Below are 16,408 nucleotides of genomic sequence, written 5' to 3' on the forward strand. Positions count from 1 at the left end.
TTGCGACGAACCCATGGAGGATCCGCCGCAAAAGGGACTTTCAGCCCTGCAGTCGGTACTCCTCGAGCAGGCGTCGACCGATGATCATTTTCTGGATCTCGGCCGTACCTTCACCGATCAGCAGCATCGGTGCCTCGCGGTAGAGGCGCTCGATCTCGTACTCCTTCGAGAACCCGTAGCCGCCATGGATGCGGAAGGCGTCCTCCACCACCTCCTTGCAGTATTCGGAGGCGAGGTACTTCGCCATCCCTGCTTCGAGGTCGTTTCGTTCCCCGGAGTCCTTTTTGCGTGCTGCATTAACCATCATCGCATGGGCGGCCTCGACCTTGGTAGCCATCTCGGCCAGCTTGAACTGGATGGCCTGGTGCTCCGCGATCGCCTTGCCGAAAGTGTGACGTTGCTGGGCATAAGAGACACCCAGCTCGAACGCACGCTGAGCGACGCCGCAGCCACGCGCCGCCACGTTGACGCGGCCGACCTCGACCCCGTCCATCATTTGGTAAAACCCTCGGCCCGTCTGGCCTCCGAGGACCCGATTGGCCGGAATGCGCAGTCCGTCCATGATCAGCTCGGTCGTGTCGACGCCCTTGTAGCCCATCTTGTCGATCTTGCCCGGGATGGTCAGGCCCGGACGGACCTCACCGAAGCCCGGCTCCTTCTCGACGAGGAAGGTCGTCATCGACTTGTGCGGGGCCGTGCCCTCGGGGTGTCCTTCGTCACTCCGGACCAGGACGGCCACGAGCGTCGAGGAGCCGCCGTTCGTCAGCCACATCTTCTGGCCGTTCAGGACGTACTCGTCACCGTCCTTCACCGCCTTGGACGTGATGGCCGACACGTCGGAGCCCAGCCCCGGCTCGGACATCGAGAACGCGCCGCGCACCTCGCCCAGCGCCATGCGCGGGAGGAAGTGGTCCTTCTGCTCCTGCGTGCCGTGCTGCTTGAGCATGTACGCCACGATGAAGTGGGTGTTGATGATGCCCGAGACGGACATCCAGCCCCGCGCTATCTCCTCCACGCACAGCGCGTAGGTGAGCAGCGACTCACCCAGGCCGCCGTACTCCTCCGGGATCATCAGGCCGAAGAGGCCGAGCTCCTTGAGGCCGTCGACGATCTGCTGCGGGTACTCGTCACGGTGTTCGAGCTCGGTCGCGACCGGGATGATCTCCTTGTCGACGAACTCCCGGACGGTCTTGAGGATCTCCCGCTGGACGTCGGTCAGCCCGGCGGTCTGGGCGAGTCGGGCCATGGCTACTTCCCCTGTTCCTTCAGCTGCGGGCGGCCGGGCTGCTCGCCGCCGCGCTCCTTGATGTACGTCTCGGTCGGGACCATCACCTTGCGCCGGAAGACGCAGACGAGGGTGCCGTCCTGCTTGTAGCCCTTGGTCTCCACGTAGACGATCCCGCGGTCGTTCTTCGACTTGGACGGGGTCTTGTCGAGGACCGTGGTCTCGCCGTAGATGGTGTCGCCGTGGAAGGTCGGCGCCACGTGCCGCAGCGACTCGATCTCCAGGTTGGCGATGGCCTTCCCGGAAACGTCCGGCACGGACATGCCGAGCAGCAGCGAGTAGATGTAGTTGCCCACGACCACGTTCTTGCCGAAGTCGGTCGTGTTCTCGGCGTAATTGCTGTCCATGTGGAGCGGGTGGTGATTCATGGTCAGCAGGCAGAAGAGGTGGTCGTCGTACTCCGTGACCGTCTTCCCGGGCCAGTGCTTGTAGACCGCCCCGACCTCGAACTCCTCGTACGTACGTCCGAACTGCATCGGGATCAGGCCTCCGGGATCTCGAACTTGGTGGTGCGCTGCATGCCCGCCGCGCGGCCCTTGCCCGCGATGACCAGGGCCATCTTGCGGCTGGCCTCGTCGATCATCTCGTCGCCCAGCATGGCCGAGCCCTTCTTGCCGCCGGCCTCGGAGGTGCACCAGTCGTACGCGTCGAGGATCAGCTCGGCGTGGTCGTAGTCCTCCTGGGAGGGGGAGAAGACCTCGTTGGCCGCGTCGACCTGGCCCGGGTGCAGCACCCACTTGCCGTCGAAGCCCAGGGCGGCGGCGCGGCCGGCCACCTCGCGGTACGCGTCCACGTCGCGGATCTGCAGGAAGGGGCCGTCGATGGCCTGGAGGTCGTGCGTGCGGGCCGCCATCAGGATCCGCATCAGGATGTAGTGGTAGGCGTCCGCCGGGTAGCCGGGCGGCTGCATGCCCACGACCAGCGACTTCATGTTGATCGAGGCCATGAAGTCGGCCGGGCCGAAGATGATGGTCTCCAGCCGCGGCGAGGCGGCGGCGATCGCGTCGACGTTGACCAGGCCCTTGGCGTTCTCGATCTGAGCCTCGATGCCGATCTTGCCGACCTCGAAGCCCATCGTCTTCTCGATCTGCGTCAGCAGCAGGTCCAGCGCCACGACCTGCTGGGCGTCCTGGACCTTCGGCAGCATGATGCAGTCGAGGTTCTGGCCCGCGCCCTCCACGACCGTGATGACGTCGCGGTACGTCCAGTGCGTGGTCCAGTCGTTGACGCGCACGACCCGGGTCTTGCCGGTCCAGTCGCCGTTGTTCAGCGCGTCCACGATGGTGTGGCGGGCGCCTTCCTTGGCGAGCGGGGCGCAGGCGTCCTCCAGGTCGAGGAAGACCTGGTCGGCCGGCAGGCCCTGGGCCTTCTCCAGGAAGCGCGGGTTCGAGCCCGGCACCGCGAGGCAGGAGCGGCGCGGCCGAAGGCGGTTCACGGGAGACGTGGGCGTGGTCATGCGGGGACCTCCAGAGGGTCGAGCTTGTTCGCTTTCCGGATCTCGTCGACGATACGGCCGATGATCTCCGTGATACCGAAGTCCTTGGGTGTGAAGACGGCGGCCACACCGGCCGCCTTGAGGGCGATGGCATCGGCGTTCGGAATGATGCCGCCGAGGACGACCGGGATGTCACCCGCCCCCGCCGTGCGGAGGCGTTCCAGCACGTCCGGCACGAGCGCGCTGTGCGAACCGGACAGGATGGACAGTCCCACGCAGTGCACGTCCTCGGCCAGCGCCGCCGAGGAGATCTCCTCGGGCGTCAGCCGGATGCCCTGGTAGACCACCTCGAATCCGGCGTCGCGGGCCCGTACGGCGATCTGCTCGGCGCCGTTGGAGTGCCCGTCCAGGCCCGGCTTGCCGACCAGCAGGCGCAGCCGGCCGGAGCCGAGGTCCTCGGCGGTGCGGGCGACCTTCTCGCGGACGAGGGCCATCGGCGTGCCCTCCTCGGCGGTGACCGCGACCGGGGCCGAGGAGACCCCGGTCGGGGCGCGGAACTCGCCGAACACCTCGCGCAGGGCGTTCGCCCACTCGCCGGTGGTGACACCCGCGCGGGCGCACTCCAGGGTGGCCTCCATCAGGTTCTCGGTCCCGGCCGCGGCCTCCTTGAGCCGGTCCAGGGCCTGCATCACCGTCGGGAAGACGAACGGGTCGCCGTTGCCCTGCCGCTCCGAGGACTCCTGCCGCTCGGCCCGCCAGCGGACGATCCGCTCCACGGTCAGCGCCTCGACGGCCGGGTCGACCGTCATGATGGCGCCGTCCAGGTCGGCCGTCAGCGGGTTCTCCTCGGTCTGCTCGAAGCAGTTCACGCCGACGATCTTGTCCTCGCCGGCCTCGATCCGGGCCCGCCGCTCGGCGTGCGAGGAGACCAGCTGGGACTTGAGGTACCCGGACTCGACGGCGGCCATCGCGCCGCCCATCTCCTGGATCCGGTCGATCTCGGCCAGGCAGTCGACGACCAGGGAGTCGACTTTGGCCTCGATGACGTGGGATCCGGCGAAGATGTCCTCGTACTCCAGCAGGTCGCTCTCGTGCGCCAGGACCTGCTGGATGCGCAGCGACCACTGCTGGTCCCAGGGCCGGGGCAGACCCAGCGCCTCGTTCCAGGCGGGCAGCTGCACGGCGCGGGCGCGGGCGTCCTTGGAGAGGGTGACCGCGAGCATCTCCAGCACGATGCGCTGGACGTTGTTCTCCGGCTGCGCCTCGGTCAGCCCGAGGGAGTTGACCTGGACGCCGTACCGGAAGCGGCGCTGCTTGGCGTTCTCGATGCCGTAGCGCTCGCGGGTGACCTGGTCCCAGATGCGGCCGAAGGCGCGCATCTTGCACATCTCCTCGATGAAGCGGACGCCCGCGTTCACGAAGAACGAGATGCGGGCGACCACTTCGCCGAAACGATCCGCCGGGACCTGGCCCGAATCGCGCACCGAGTCCAGCACGGCGATCGCCGTCGACATCGCGTACGAGATCTCCTGGACCGGGGTGGCCCCGGCCTCCTGGAGGTGGTACGAGCAGATGTTGATCGGGTTCCACTTCGGGATGTGGTTGACCGTGTACGCGATCATGTCCGTCGTCAGGCGGAGCGAGGGCCCGGGCGGGAAGACGTGCGTCCCGCGCGAGAGGTACTCCTTGACGATGTCGTTCTGGGTGGTGCCCTGGAGCTGGGCGATGTCCGCGCCCTGCTCCTCGGCGGCCACCTGGTAGAGCGCCAGCAGCCACATGGCGGTGGCGTTGATCGTCATCGAGGTGTTCATCTGCTCCAGGGGGATGTCCTGGAACAGCCGCCGCATGTCGCCCAGATGGGAGACCGGGACCCCGACCCGGCCCACCTCGCCGCGGGCGAGGATGTGGTCGGGGTCGTAGCCGGTCTGCGTCGGGAGGTCGAACGCGACCGACAGGCCGGTCTGGCCCTTGGCGAGGTTGCGGCGGTACAACTCGTTGGACGCCTCGGCCGTGGAGTGGCCGGCGTACGTCCGCATGAGCCACGGACGGTCTTTCTGGCGCTCTGTCATCTCAGGCGATCCTTATGGCCTTTGAGCCGACTCAGACGATTCAGACGGTTCAGATGTTGCGGAAGCGGTTGATCGCCTCGAGGTGCGTCGCGCGCAGCTCGTGGTCGCGCACGCCCAGGCCCTCCTCGGGGGCCAGCGCCAGGACGCCGACCTTGCCCTGGTGGAGGTTGCGGTGGACGTCGTACGCGGCCTGGCCGGTCTCCTCCAGGGAGTAGACCTTGGACAGCGTGGGATGGATCTTGCCCTTGGCGATCAGGCGGTTGGCCTCCCACGCCTCGCGGTAGTTGGCGAAGTGCGAGCCGATGATCCGCTTGAGGGACATCCACAGGTAGCGGTTGTCGTACTCGTGCATGTAGCCCGAGGTGGAGGCGCAGGTGGTGATGGTGCCGCCCTTGCGCGTGACGTAGACCGAGGCGCCGAAGGTCTCGCGGCCGGGGTGCTCGAAGACGATGTCGATGTCCTCGCCGCCGGTCAGCTCGCGGATGCGCTTGCCGAAGCGCTTCCACTCCTTGGGGTCCTGGGTGTGCTCGTCCTTCCAGAACTTGTAGCCCTCGGCGCTGCGGTCGATGATCGCGGTCGCGCCCATCGAGCGGCAGATGTCCGCCTTCTGCGCGCTGGAGACCACGCAGATCGGGTTGGCGCCGCCGGCCAGCGCGAACTGGGTCGCGTACGAGCCGAGGCCGCCGCTGGCGCCCCAGATCAGGACGTTGTCGCCCTGCTTCATGCCGGCGCCGTTGCGCGAGACCAGCTGGCGGTAGGCGGTGGAGTTGACCAGGCCGGGGGAGGCGGCCTCCTCCCAGCTCAGGTGGCCGGGCTTCGGCATCAGCTGGTTGGACTTGACGAGGGCGATCTCCGCCAGGCCGCCGAAGTTGGTCTCGAAGCCCCAGATGCGCTGCTCGGGGTCGAGCATCGTGTCGTTGTGGCCGTCCGAGGACTCCAGCTCGACCGAGAGGCAGTGCGCGACGACCTCGTCGCCCGGCTTCCAGGAGTTGACGCCGGGGCCGGTGCGCAGCACGACGCCCGCGAGGTCGGAGCCGATGACGTGGTACGGGAGGTCGTGGCGCTTGCTCAGGTCGCTGAGCTTGCCGTAACGCTCCAGGAAGTTGAAGGTCGACACCGGCTCGAAGATCGACGTCCAGACCGAGTTGTAGTTGACCGAGGAGGCCATGACGGCCACCAGGGCCTCGCCCGGGCCGAGCTCCGGGACCGGGACCTGGTCGAGGTGCAGGGACTTGCGCGGGTCCTTCTCACGGGTGGTGAGCCCCGCGAACATCTCCGCCTCGTCCTTGTGCACGGTGATCGCGCGGTACGAGTCGGGGAGCGGCAGGGCCGCGAAGTCGGCGGCCGTTGCGGCCTGCGACTGGATCGCGTCCAGGATGTCCTTCACGGTGTGCCTCCGGCGAGCGCTGAGGGTGCGCTGAGGGATACGCGGGTGCGTGGAACGGGTGTGGTGTGGGTGGTGCTGTGGTGCTGCGATTGCCGTCGGTCCGGCGGAGCTGTGGTGCTGGCGCGACGCCCGTGGTGAGGCGTGCGCGCGGGGCCTGGTGACGCAGGCATCCGGGGCGCGGTTCTGCCGAGTGGGCGTGGACCGCGGGGACATCCGGACGAGATTCAACGTATGGCACCCCGTGTCACTCAGCAAGGCACCGCGTGCCAAAACTTTCTCTCATTTGCCTATTGACCTGCGCAGATGAGCGATGATCGATCAGTGTTACCCGCGAGTAGGGGCAAGTCGGACAAACAAAAGCGGCCGCCCCCGGAACGGGAGCGGCCACTGTGATGTGTGCGACTACTGCTTGTTTCTGAGTGCTTCCTCGATGGTCCGCATGACCTCGTCGAGCGGGGCGTCCGTGCGGGCCACCGTCACCAGCACCTCGCCCTGCGTACGGACCTCCGCCGGTGCGGCCGGGGGCGGGGCCGGGGCGGTGCTCAGGGTGCGGCCCGCGCCGATCCCCGTGCCGAAGGTCTTCCGCACGATCGAGAAGGCGTGGTCCAGCTGCGCCTCCACGTCCCCCTGGCCGCCCGCCCGCAGCCAGCGCCGCAGCACGTGGTTGTGGGCCGTCACCACCGCCGAGGCGGCCACCTCGGCCAGCAGCGGGTCGTCGTTGCCGTCGTGGTGGTCGGTCTCGTCGAAGTGGGCCAGCAGGTAGCGGGTGAACAGCCGCTCGTACCGGGCCACCGAGGCGATCTCCCGCTCCCGCAGCGCCGGCACCTCGCGGGTCAGCCGGTAGCGCTCCACCGACACCGCCGGCGAGGCGGCGTACATCTTCATGACTTCCTTGATCCCGCGGCACACGGTGTCGAGCGGGTGCTCGTGCGCCGGGGCCACGTCCAGCACCGCCTCGGCCCGGGTCAGGGTGTCGTCGTGGTCCGGGAAGATCGCCTCTTCCTTGGAGCGGAAGTGCCGGAAGAAGGTCCTGCGCGCCACCCCCGCGGTCGCGGCGATCTCGTCGACCGTCGTCGCCTCGTATCCCTTGGTCGCGAACAGCTCCATGGCGGCGGCGGCGAGCTCGCGGCGCATCTTGAGCCGCTGTGCGGCCGCCTTGGTGCCGGCCGTGCTCTCCGTGCTGTCGGAGGCCGTGGCGGCGCGGGGCGAGGTCTTGGCGGGCTGGGACATAGAGCGAAAGTACTTCATTTGCGCGGGGGAGCGCGCCTGAGGGGGGTGGGGCAGGGGTGGATGCGGGGGAGGGCCCGCACTGGGCTCGGAAGGTACGGCCTGCCGTGAGGGTGCGGCAGACCCGAGCAGCCCTCCCCACGCATCCGGCTCTGGGGGCACCTGGCCGGAGCGCTGATTACCGGCGGGCGTACTCACGGAATCCGCGGCCGGTCTTGCGGCCCAGGCAGCCCGCCGCCACCAGGTGCTCCAGCAGCGGGGAGGGGGCCAGGCCGGGATCGCGGAACTCCTTGTGGAGCACCTTCTCGATCGCCAGCGAGACGTCCAGGCCGACGACGTCGAGGAGCTCGAAGGGCCCCATCGGGTAGCCGCCGCCCAGCTTCATCGCCGCGTCGATGTCGTCGAGGCTCGCATAGTGCTGCTCGACCATCTTCACGGCGTTGTTCAAGTACGGGAACAGCAGCGCGTTCACGATGAACCCGGCCCGGTCCCCGCAGTCCACCGGGTGCTTGCGCACCTTCAGGCAGATCTCGCGGACCGTGGCGTGCACGTCGTCGGAGGTCAGGACGGTCCGGACCACCTCGACCAGCTTCATCGCCGGCGCCGGGTTGAAGAAGTGCATGCCGATCACGTCCTGCGGACGCGAGGTCACGCGGGCCACCGCGATCACCGGCAGCGAGGAGGTCGTGGTGGCCAGCACCGCGCCCGGCCTGCAGACCTTGTCGAGGGCGGCGAACAGCTCCTGCTTGACCGCCAGGTCCTCGGCGACGGCCTCCACGGCCAGGTCCACGTCGGCGAAGGCGTCCAGCGAGCCGGCCGGGCTGATCCGCTCCAGCGTCTGCGCCGCGTTCTCCGCGGTCAGCCTGCCCTTGGACACCGCACGGTCCAAGGACTTGCCGATCGCGGCCTTCGCGGCGGACGCCTTCTCCTGGCTGCGGGCGGCGAGCACCACCGCGAAGCCGGCCTGCGCGAAGACCTGCGCGATGCCGCTCGCCATGGTGCCGGAGCCGGCCACGCCGACCTTCGCGACCGGGCGGCCCTCGCCCAGCCGGGCCCCGTCCAGCGGGGTCTGCGCGTCGCGGACGATCGTGGAGCTGCCCGGCTCGGCGTACGTGTAGAAGCCGCGCCCGGACTTCTGCCCGGTCAGGCCGGCCTCGGCGAGGTGGCCCAGGATCGGGGCCGGGGCGTGCAGCCGGTCGCCGGAGGAGGCGTACATGGCCTCCAGGACGGTCCGGGCGGTGTCCACGCCGATCAGGTCGAGCAGCGCGAGCGGGCCCATGGGCAGACCGCAGCCGAGCCGCATCGCCGCGTCGATGTCCTCGCGGGAGGCGTACTTCGACTCGTACATCGCGGCGGCCTGGTTGAGGTAGCCGAAGAGCAGGCCGTCCGCGACGAAGCCGGGGCGGTCGCCGACGGAGACGGGCTCCTTGCCGAGCTCGCGGGCCAGCACGGTGACCGCCTCGACGGCCGGCGGGGCGGTCAGGACGCTGGAGACCACCTCGACCAGCTTCATCGCCGGGGCCGGGTTGAAGAAGTGCAGGCCGAGGACGCGCTCGGGGCGCTGCGACTCGGCGGCGAGCCGGGTCACCGACAGGGCGTTGGTGCCGGTGGCCAGGATCGTGTCGGGGCGGACGATCGCGTCGAGCTCGCGGAAGAGGCGCTGCTTGAGCTCGTAGCTCTCCGGGACGACCTCGATGACGAGGTCGGCGTCGGCGGCGGCGGACAGTTCGGTGAAGGTGCGGAAGCGGGCGAGGACCCCTTCGCGCTCCTGCTCGGTGAGGCGCTCGCGGGCCACCGAACGGGCCGTGGCGGCCGCGAGGGCGGCGGTGGCCCGGCGGGTGGCGGCCTCGCTGATGTCGATGCCGATGACCTCGCGGCCTGCCTGGGCGAGGACCTCGGCGATGCCGGTGCCCATGGTGCCGAGGCCGACGACGGCGATGGTCTGGAAGGCGGGCCGGCCGGTGGACTGACTGGACGTGGACGGAAGGTCCATCGCGGGACTCCAGTGGAAGAGGGTGACGACTGAGGGCGCCGCACGGCGCACGACGCGCGACGGGAGAGCCGGCCCGCGAAGAAGCGCGGGGCGGAGAACGGCGGACCCTGTCCCGGGGCCGCGCCGTACACGAAAGGCAGCAGGGGTAGCTGATGCACGGGAGTCGTGGAGCTACCGGACCGACTGATACGGGGCGGCTGCGTCACCAGGCCGGCCTCGTACGTTGGAAGGAGCGTAACCCGCGGGTAACTGCCGCGCCAGAGCGCGGAGATGTGACCTGTACCGCCCAAATGTACCGATCATCGATCATCGATCAGCCATCTGTGGAAACCCGGCGTGGCGGCGGCCGGGCCGCCCTAGGGTGGCCGGGTGAACGACGTGCTGGAGCGCCTGCGAACGGAATCCGGGCAGTCCCCGCGGTACGAGGAGCTGCTCGCGGCGGACCCCGACGCGCTGGCCGCCTCCCTGACCTCCGCCGGCCTGCCCCTGTGGGCCCGCGAACTCGCCGCGTACCGGCTCGGCCTGGCCGGGGACCGGCGGGCCTTCGAGCCGCTGGTGCTGCTCCTCAACCACCGCGACCCGCCGCGCTGCGCGGCCGCCGCCGAGGCGCTCGCCGCCCTGGGCGACCCGCGCACCGCCCGGGCGGCGGCGGCCCTGGCCACCAACACCCTGCGCACGGCCTACGCCCTCCAGCCCGTACGGCTCCTCACGACCCTGCGCGCCCCCGAATCGGCGCCGGTCCTGATGGCCACGCTGTCCCGGCTGCTGTCCCCGCACGAGCCGTACTGGCGGGTGGCCCTGGCCTGCGTGGAGGGCCTGGGCACCCTCGGCGACCCGCGGGCCCGCGAGGTCCTCACCCGGGCCCAGTCCCACCCCCGCCTCGCGGTGGCGGCGACGGCGGCCCTGCGCCTCCTGCGCAGACCGCGCTGAGCCCGCAGGGGCTGCCGAGCCCGCTGAGCCCGCTGAGATGATCAGCCGCATGAGCGACCTCACGAGCAGGCCCGACGACCACCGCGACCACCACCACATCACGCGCGTGTCCGCGCCGGAAGGCGTCTACCCCGGTACGGGCTACAGCCACGTCGCCTGGGGCACCGGGCGGTTCGTCGCGGTCTCCGGCCAGTGCGCCTTCGACGCACAGGGCCGGGTCGTCGGCGCGGGCGACGCCGCCGCGCAGGCCCGCCAGGTGTTCGAGAACCTCCGGCGCTGCCTGGCCGCGGCCGGAGCGACCTTCGACGACGTGGTGAAGCTGACGTACTTCGTCACGGACATCGCCCACCTCCCGGCCGTCCGGGAGGCACGCGACGCCGTCATCCCCGCCGACCGGCTGCCGGCGTCCTCCGCCGTCCAGGTGGCCGCCCTGATCCGCCCCGAGCTCCTGCTGGAGGTGGAGGCCTTCGCCGTCCTGCCGGCCCGGTCACTCGCGGGACACTGAAGCCGCCCCGTCCGGCGTGCGGACGGCGACGGTCTCCCGGCTCCCGCCCTCCGCCCGCCGCGGCGGGACCCCCTCGGGCGCGGCGGCCGGTCGGCGGCGGTTCGCCGCCTGCTGGACCCGCTTGCCCAGGCGCTGCGCGGGCAGCTCGACCAGGCGGTACATCAGGTGGCTCGCCGCCATCAGCACCGTCAGGAAGACCACCGTCCAGGCGATCTTCCCGAGCGTCGACTCGGGCACCGGCGGGACGCCCAGCGGCGGACCGACCGTGCGCAGCAGCGGGAAGTGCAGCAGGTACATCGAGAAGCTGATCGCGCCGAGCCAGGTCAGCGGCTTCGGGAAACGCCGCCCCCGCAGCAGGAAGAAGAGACCGAACAGGATCCAGGCAGCGAGGTAGGAGAGCGACCAGGCCTTCCAGCCGGAGGTCCAGGTGCTCTCCTGGACCCCGTCGCGGTTGTACAGCCATCCGACGAGCACGCCCGCGGCGACCACGGACCCGCAGGCGAGCAGCGCCGGAATCCGGCGGACCCTGCCGTGCTGCGCCCGGTACACGACGGTGCCGGCGAACATCGTCGCGAAGATCATCAAGGTCTCGAACGCGACGGCCCGGCTGTTGAGCACGGCGAGAACCAGGCCCAGTCCGCCGAGCACCAGGGCGCCCGCCGCGGTCGCCCTGCGGTTGCCGCTGAGCACACCCCAGAAGCCCAGGAGCACGATCGGGGTGACGATCAGCAGGAGCAGTCGGACCGAGTCGAGCTGCGCCGACAGGACCTGGGGGGCGAGGGCGGTGCCCATCGCGAGCGCGGCACCGGCGAAGCCGACGGCGATGGGGGCGCTGTGCCGGTGCAGGCCCCGGGTGAACAGGGCGGTGACGAGGAAGTAGAAGACCATCTCGTAGCAGAGCGTCCAGGTGACGTTCATACCGTTGACGACGCCGAGCAGGTCCTGGAGCATCAGGCCGTTCGCGACGAGTGAGGCGAGGTCGTCGCCGGTGCGCAGCAGGGCGACCGAGCCGTCCCCGGCCGGGAGCATCAGGAGCGCGGCGACGAAGGCGACGATGACGGCGGGGTGGATCCGAAAGAGCCGGCCGATCCAGAAGCCCCGGACGTCGCCCCGGCGCTCCAGCGAGGCCGGGATGATGTAACCGCTCACGATGAAGAAGAGCATGACCCCGAACAGGCCGAGGTCGAAGTTCTGCCGGACCGTCTCGCCGAAGGGCAGCATCCGCAGCACCTCGAAGTGGTGCAGGACCACGACCAGGGCGGCGATGCCGCGCAGCGCGTCAAGCCAGCCGAGCCGGCCGCCGGCGGCAGCGGAGCCCGGGGCCGCGGCGGCCTTGCGCCGGCCGAGTGGGGGTACCAGCTTGTTCACCGCAGGGACCCTAGCCCATGTCCGCGCGTCCCGTCCCCGTTCACGAAGGATCGGGGACGGGACGGGCGGAACCTCGGCAAAACGGTATATGCCACTAAGGTCCGATGCCTAGCCGCGGAAGCCCAGGAGGCCGTGGAGGGCCGTGCCGCCGGCCGTCGGGGGGACCGCGCGGGTGGACGTGGTCGGCTTCGGGCCCGGCTGCGCGGGGCAGGTCGCGTCCGAGGCACCGCCCGTCCGCAGGTACGCCGCCACCTTCTCGTCCAGGCACTTGTTGCCGCTGAGCGCGACCCCGTGGTTGCCGCCGCCCTCTTCGACCACCAGCGCCGAGCCCTTCAGCTTCCCCTTCATGCTCAGTGCCCCCTCGAACGGGGTCGCCGCGTCCTCCGTCGCCTGGAGCAGCAGGGCCGGCGGGAGGTCGGCGTTGGTCACGTCCGGCGCCGCGAGCGGCTCCGTCTTCCAGAACGCGCAGGGGGCGTTGTACCAGGCGTTGTTCCAGGTCATGAACGGGGCCTTCGCGTGGGTGCGCCACATGTCCGCGCGCCACTGGTTCCAGTCCTTCGGCCAGGCCGAGTCCCGGCACTGCACCGCCGTGTACACGCTGTAGCTGTTGCCCGCGGAGGGCTCCACCGCCCCGAACCGCTCGTACGCCGCCACCAGCGGCTTCGGGTCCGCCTTCTGCGCGTACGCGGAGAAGGCCTCGGCCAGCACCGGCCAGTAGCCGTTGTAGTAGCCGCCCGGCATGTAGGTGTCCTCCAGCTCCGCCGGACCCACCTTGCCGCCCGCCGGCGCGGCGCGCAGGGCCTCGCGCATCGCGTACCAGCGCTCCTCGACCCCCGCCGGGTCGGTGCCCAGCCCGTACTTCTCGTCGTACTGGGCCACCCACGCCAGGAACGCCTTGTGCCGGGCGTCGAACGCCTGGTCCTGCGCGAGGTTGTCCTCGTACCAGACCCCGCCCGGGTCGACCACGGAGTCCAGGACGAGGCGGTGCACCCGGTCCGGGTGGAGCTTGGCGTACACCGCGCCCAGGTAGGTCCCGTACGAGTAGCCGAAGTAGCTGAGTTTCGCCGCGCCCAGCGCGCCGCGCAGCACCTCCAGGTCGCGGGCGGCCGAGACGGTGCCGATATAGGGGAGCACGTCCGCGTGCTTGGTCTGGCAGGACTCGGCGAAGGACTTCACCCGGTCCAGGTTGGCCTGCTCGGTCTGCGCGTCGAGCGGTACGGAGTCCGGGCGCACGGGGGTGAAGTGGCCGGGCCCGCAGTCCAGGACGGGCTCGCTCTTGCCGACGCCCCGCGGGTCGAAGCCGATCACGTCGTACTGGGCGGCGACGTCCTTCGGCAGCGCGGAGGCGATGAACCCGGCCAGGCTCCGGCCGCTGCCGCCGGGCCCGCCGGGGTTGACGAGCAGCGGGCCCTGCGAGGTGGCGGCGGTGTGCGGGACCCGGGTCAGGGCCAGGGAGATCTGCCGGCCGGCCGGGTGGTCGTGGTCGAGCGGGACCTTGAGGGAGGCGCACTGCAGCGTCGGGTAGCGCGGGGTCGCACAGCCGGTCCAGCGCAGCGCGGCGGGCGCGGCGGGCGCGGCGGCCGGCGCGGCGGCCGTCGGTGCGGCACCCGCCGGGCTCGTGACGACGGCGGCCGCGGTCGCGGTGGCGACCGACAGCAGGACGGCGGCGCGCTTCGTCAGCGGGCCGCGCTTCTTCGCGGGGGTCGCAGGGTTCGCGGGGTGGAGCATGGGGCCTCCCAGCCGAGGGTTCTGGGCGGAATCGTCCCGGAAACCACGCCCGGAAGGCGGGATTGGGCCGCTGATTGGCCCGATGTGATGAGCGTTCAGGGGCCGTACGAGGTCACAGCAGGCTGAGCTGGACCGGCTCGGCGGGCACCGGCCCGGCCGGGTGTTCGGGGACGGGGATCCCGCGGGCCGCGCCCCGCCGGGAGGGGCCGATGCCGAATTCGGCGGCGAGCTCGTGGACTTGCCGGGTGATCTGGCGCTGGTACCAGGTGGGGGCGTACGAGCCGCCCGCGTACATCCGCTCGTACCGTTCGACGAGGTGGGGGTGGTGGGTGCCCAGCCACGCCGTGAACCACTCGCGGGCGCCCGGCCGCAGATGGAGTACCAGGGGTGTCACGGAGGTCGCGCCGGACTCGGCGACGGCCCGGACCGTGGCCCGCAGCTGCTCGGGGGAGTCCCCGAGGAAGGGGATCACCGGGGCCATCAGCACCCCGCACTCGATCCCGGCGTCGGTGAGGGTCCGTACGGCGGCCAGCCGGGCGGCGGGGGAGGGGGTGCCGGGCTCGACGGTGCGCCACAGGGCGGTGTCGGTGAAGCCGACGGAGACGCAGATGCCGACGTCCGCGACCTCGGCGGCCTGCCGCAGGAGGGGGAGGTCGCGCAGGATCAGGGTCCCCTTGGTCAGGATGGAGAAGGGGTTGGCCCGCTCGAGCAGGGCCTCGATGATCCCGGGCATCAGCCGGTAGCGGCCCTCGGCCCGCTGGTAGCAGTCGACGTTGGTGCCCATGGCGATGTGCGCGCCGGCCCACCGGCTCGATGCCAGTTCGCGGCGCAGCAGCTCGGGGGCGTTGGTCTTGACGACGATCTGGGAGTCGAAGCCGATGCCGGTGTCGAGGTCGAGGTAGCCGTGGGTCTTGCGGGCGAAGCAGTAGACGCAGGCGTGGCTGCATCCGCGGTACGGGTTGACCGTCCACTCGAACGGCATGCGCGAGGCGCCGGGCACCCGGTTGAGGACCGAGCGGGCGCGCACCTCGTGGAAGGTGATCCCGCGGAACTCGGGGGTGTCGAAGGTCCGCGTGACGACGGAGGCCGCCCCGAAGAGCGCCCCCGCCTGCTCCGGGGCCCCGGGTCCGTCCGTCAGATTGTCCCAGCGCATGAGCGCCTCCCTCGGTGTCTCGGGGCCCGAGAATAGAACATGTGTTCCCATGATCGTGCGAAGGTCGCCGGGTCGGGAACCGGACAGCCGCGCGTGCGGGGGGTGGGGCGGGGTCCGTGGGGGCGCCGAACGCACCCGCCCCATGACCCACACGCCACGCGGAACCCGTCACCGGCGGAAGCTCCCGGTCGCCGAAACGGACATGTCCGATCAGAACGTGCATCCAGCGCGACGCGAGGCCTGCGGATCCCCTCGCGCGTGACTGTCCGTATCCGATCTAGTGCATGGAGTGACGAATTCCGTATGGTCGTAGCGCTGCCAACGCCCTATCTCTGGAGGATTCGTGGCGAGCTTCCGCATTCGTCTGGCCCTGCTCGGTTCTGCCACCGCTCTCACCGCGGGGGCGCTGGTCCCCGTACAACTCGCCGGGGCGCAACCCGCCGCCGCGGCGAGCTACGAATGGGTCGCCCTGGGCGACTCGTACACCGCCGGGGTCATCCCGGCCGCCGGTGACGTCTTCGAGTACCCCCGCGACGGCTGCGAGCGCACCGACCAGTCGTACCCGCAGGTCATCGACCGCGACTTGGGCTCGCTGATCGAGCTGACCAACGTCAGCTGCGGTGCCGCCACGATCCAGGACGTCACCTTCAGGGCCCAGGAGCCGATCGGGCGGCACCTGCCGCCCGTGTCCGAGGACCCGGACTACCCCTTCCCCCCGGTTCCTCCGCAATCCGAGGCGGTGCGGCCCGGCACCGACGTGATCACCGTCGGCGTGGGCGGCAACAGCCTCGGCTTCGCCGACATCCTCCTCAAGTGCCTCGAACTGGGAGGAGGCAGTGGCGGCGTGGACACCCCGTGCAGGGACGAGCTGGCCGCGAGCATCCCCGGCAAGCTGACCAAGGTGGGCAAGGAGTACGGCGAGATGCTCGCCACGCTCCACGAGAAGGCCCCGCACGCCAGGATCCTGGCCGTCGGCTACCCCACGATCATTCCCGCGGACACCTCCAAGTGCAGCTACAACGATCTGCACCAGTTCCTCTCGATCACCCAGGGCGACCTGGACTGGCTGCGCCGGGACGTCCTCGAACCCCTCAACAAGACCATCGAGAAGTCGGCCGGCGCGCACGGGTCCGCCGACTTCGTCGACCTCTACGACTCCACCCGGCACCACAGCGTCTGTGACGCCGGCAAGTGGGTCGAGGGCGTCTTCGACCACGACAACCGGCCGGCCCTCGTGCACCCCAACGCCAAGGGCCACCGCAACGCCGCCGACCACGTCACATCGGCGATCCTGGACGCCATCGCGCCGCGCTGACGAACGACGCCCC

Annotated in this window: 13 protein-coding genes; 3 read left to right on the forward strand and 10 right to left on the reverse strand. The window is 70.6% G+C overall.

The features are described 5' to 3' along the window. Positions 1–40 precede the first annotated feature (40 nt). The 7 genes from ACFYZS_RS19475 to ACFYZS_RS19505 form a co-directional block, all read right to left on the reverse strand. On the reverse strand, positions 41–1,246 hold the full coding sequence (locus tag ACFYZS_RS19475) for an acyl-CoA dehydrogenase family protein (protein WP_030868030.1): 1,206 nt from the start codon (positions 1,244–1,246) through the stop codon (positions 41–43). A 2-nt stretch (positions 1,247–1,248) separates the two neighbouring features. Next, on the reverse strand, positions 1,249–1,761 hold the full coding sequence (locus ACFYZS_RS19480) for a MaoC family dehydratase (protein ID WP_030155134.1): 513 nt from the start codon (positions 1,759–1,761) through the stop codon (positions 1,249–1,251). 5 nt (positions 1,762–1,766) lie between these two features. Next, positions 1,767–2,741 carry an HpcH/HpaI aldolase/citrate lyase family protein gene (locus tag ACFYZS_RS19485; protein ID WP_389013738.1) on the reverse strand — a complete coding sequence of 325 codons (975 nt, stop codon included), beginning with the start codon at positions 2,739–2,741 and terminating at the stop codon, positions 1,767–1,769. Continuing rightward, positions 2,738–4,789 carry a protein meaA gene (locus tag ACFYZS_RS19490; protein ID WP_389013741.1) on the reverse strand — a complete coding sequence of 684 codons (2,052 nt, stop codon included), beginning with the start codon at positions 4,787–4,789 and terminating at the stop codon, positions 2,738–2,740. The genes ACFYZS_RS19485 and ACFYZS_RS19490 overlap by 4 nt, the downstream gene beginning before the upstream one ends. A gap of 49 nt (positions 4,790–4,838) precedes the next feature. Further along, the gene (gene ccrA / locus ACFYZS_RS19495; protein ID WP_389013744.1) at positions 4,839–6,176 is read right to left on the reverse strand and encodes a crotonyl-CoA carboxylase/reductase; all 1,338 of its coding nucleotides are present in this window, start codon (positions 6,174–6,176) and stop codon (positions 4,839–4,841) included. 402 nt (positions 6,177–6,578) lie between these two features. Beyond that, on the reverse strand, positions 6,579–7,406 hold the full coding sequence (locus tag ACFYZS_RS19500; protein ID WP_389013747.1) for a TetR family transcriptional regulator: 828 nt from the start codon (positions 7,404–7,406) through the stop codon (positions 6,579–6,581). A 175-nt stretch (positions 7,407–7,581) separates the two neighbouring features. Then, positions 7,582–9,396 carry a 3-hydroxyacyl-CoA dehydrogenase family protein gene (locus tag ACFYZS_RS19505; RefSeq protein WP_389013749.1) on the reverse strand — a complete coding sequence of 605 codons (1,815 nt, stop codon included), beginning with the start codon at positions 9,394–9,396 and terminating at the stop codon, positions 7,582–7,584. 369 nt (positions 9,397–9,765) lie between these two features. On the opposite strand from ACFYZS_RS19505, the gene ACFYZS_RS19510 reads away from it, so the two are divergent. Both ACFYZS_RS19510 and ACFYZS_RS19515 read left to right on the forward strand, forming a co-directional pair. Continuing rightward, positions 9,766–10,326, forward strand: a complete 561-nt coding sequence (locus ACFYZS_RS19510; protein ID WP_389013751.1) for a HEAT repeat domain-containing protein — start codon at positions 9,766–9,768, stop codon at positions 10,324–10,326. 49 nt (positions 10,327–10,375) lie between these two features. Then, positions 10,376–10,831, forward strand: a complete 456-nt coding sequence (locus ACFYZS_RS19515; protein WP_389013754.1) for a RidA family protein — start codon at positions 10,376–10,378, stop codon at positions 10,829–10,831. On the opposite strand, the gene ACFYZS_RS19520 is transcribed toward ACFYZS_RS19515, so the two are convergent. From ACFYZS_RS19520 to ACFYZS_RS19530, 3 genes are all read right to left on the reverse strand, one after another. Continuing rightward, the gene (locus ACFYZS_RS19520) at positions 10,814–12,199 is read right to left on the reverse strand and encodes an acyltransferase family protein (protein ID WP_389013757.1); all 1,386 of its coding nucleotides are present in this window, start codon (positions 12,197–12,199) and stop codon (positions 10,814–10,816) included. The two genes, ACFYZS_RS19515 and ACFYZS_RS19520, sit on opposite strands and share 18 nt — an antisense overlap. Positions 12,200–12,307: 108 nt before the next feature. After that, positions 12,308–13,927, reverse strand: a complete 1,620-nt coding sequence (locus ACFYZS_RS19525; protein ID WP_389013760.1) for an alpha/beta hydrolase — start codon at positions 13,925–13,927, stop codon at positions 12,308–12,310. 112 nt (positions 13,928–14,039) lie between these two features. Further along, entirely contained in the window at positions 14,040–15,080 is a 1,041-nt protein-coding gene (locus ACFYZS_RS19530; RefSeq protein ID WP_389013763.1) for an Rv2578c family radical SAM protein, read from the reverse strand. 343 nt (positions 15,081–15,423) lie between these two features. On the opposite strand from ACFYZS_RS19530, the gene ACFYZS_RS19535 reads away from it, so the two are divergent. Continuing rightward, a complete protein-coding gene (locus ACFYZS_RS19535; RefSeq protein ID WP_389013766.1) occupies positions 15,424–16,395 on the forward strand; it encodes an SGNH/GDSL hydrolase family protein in 972 nt (323 codons plus the stop codon). Positions 16,396–16,408: the final 13 nt, after the last annotated feature.

This window comes from Streptomyces sp. NPDC001903, from assembly GCF_042891345.1.
Taxonomy (GTDB): Bacteria; Actinomycetota; Actinomycetes; order Streptomycetales; family Streptomycetaceae; genus Streptomyces.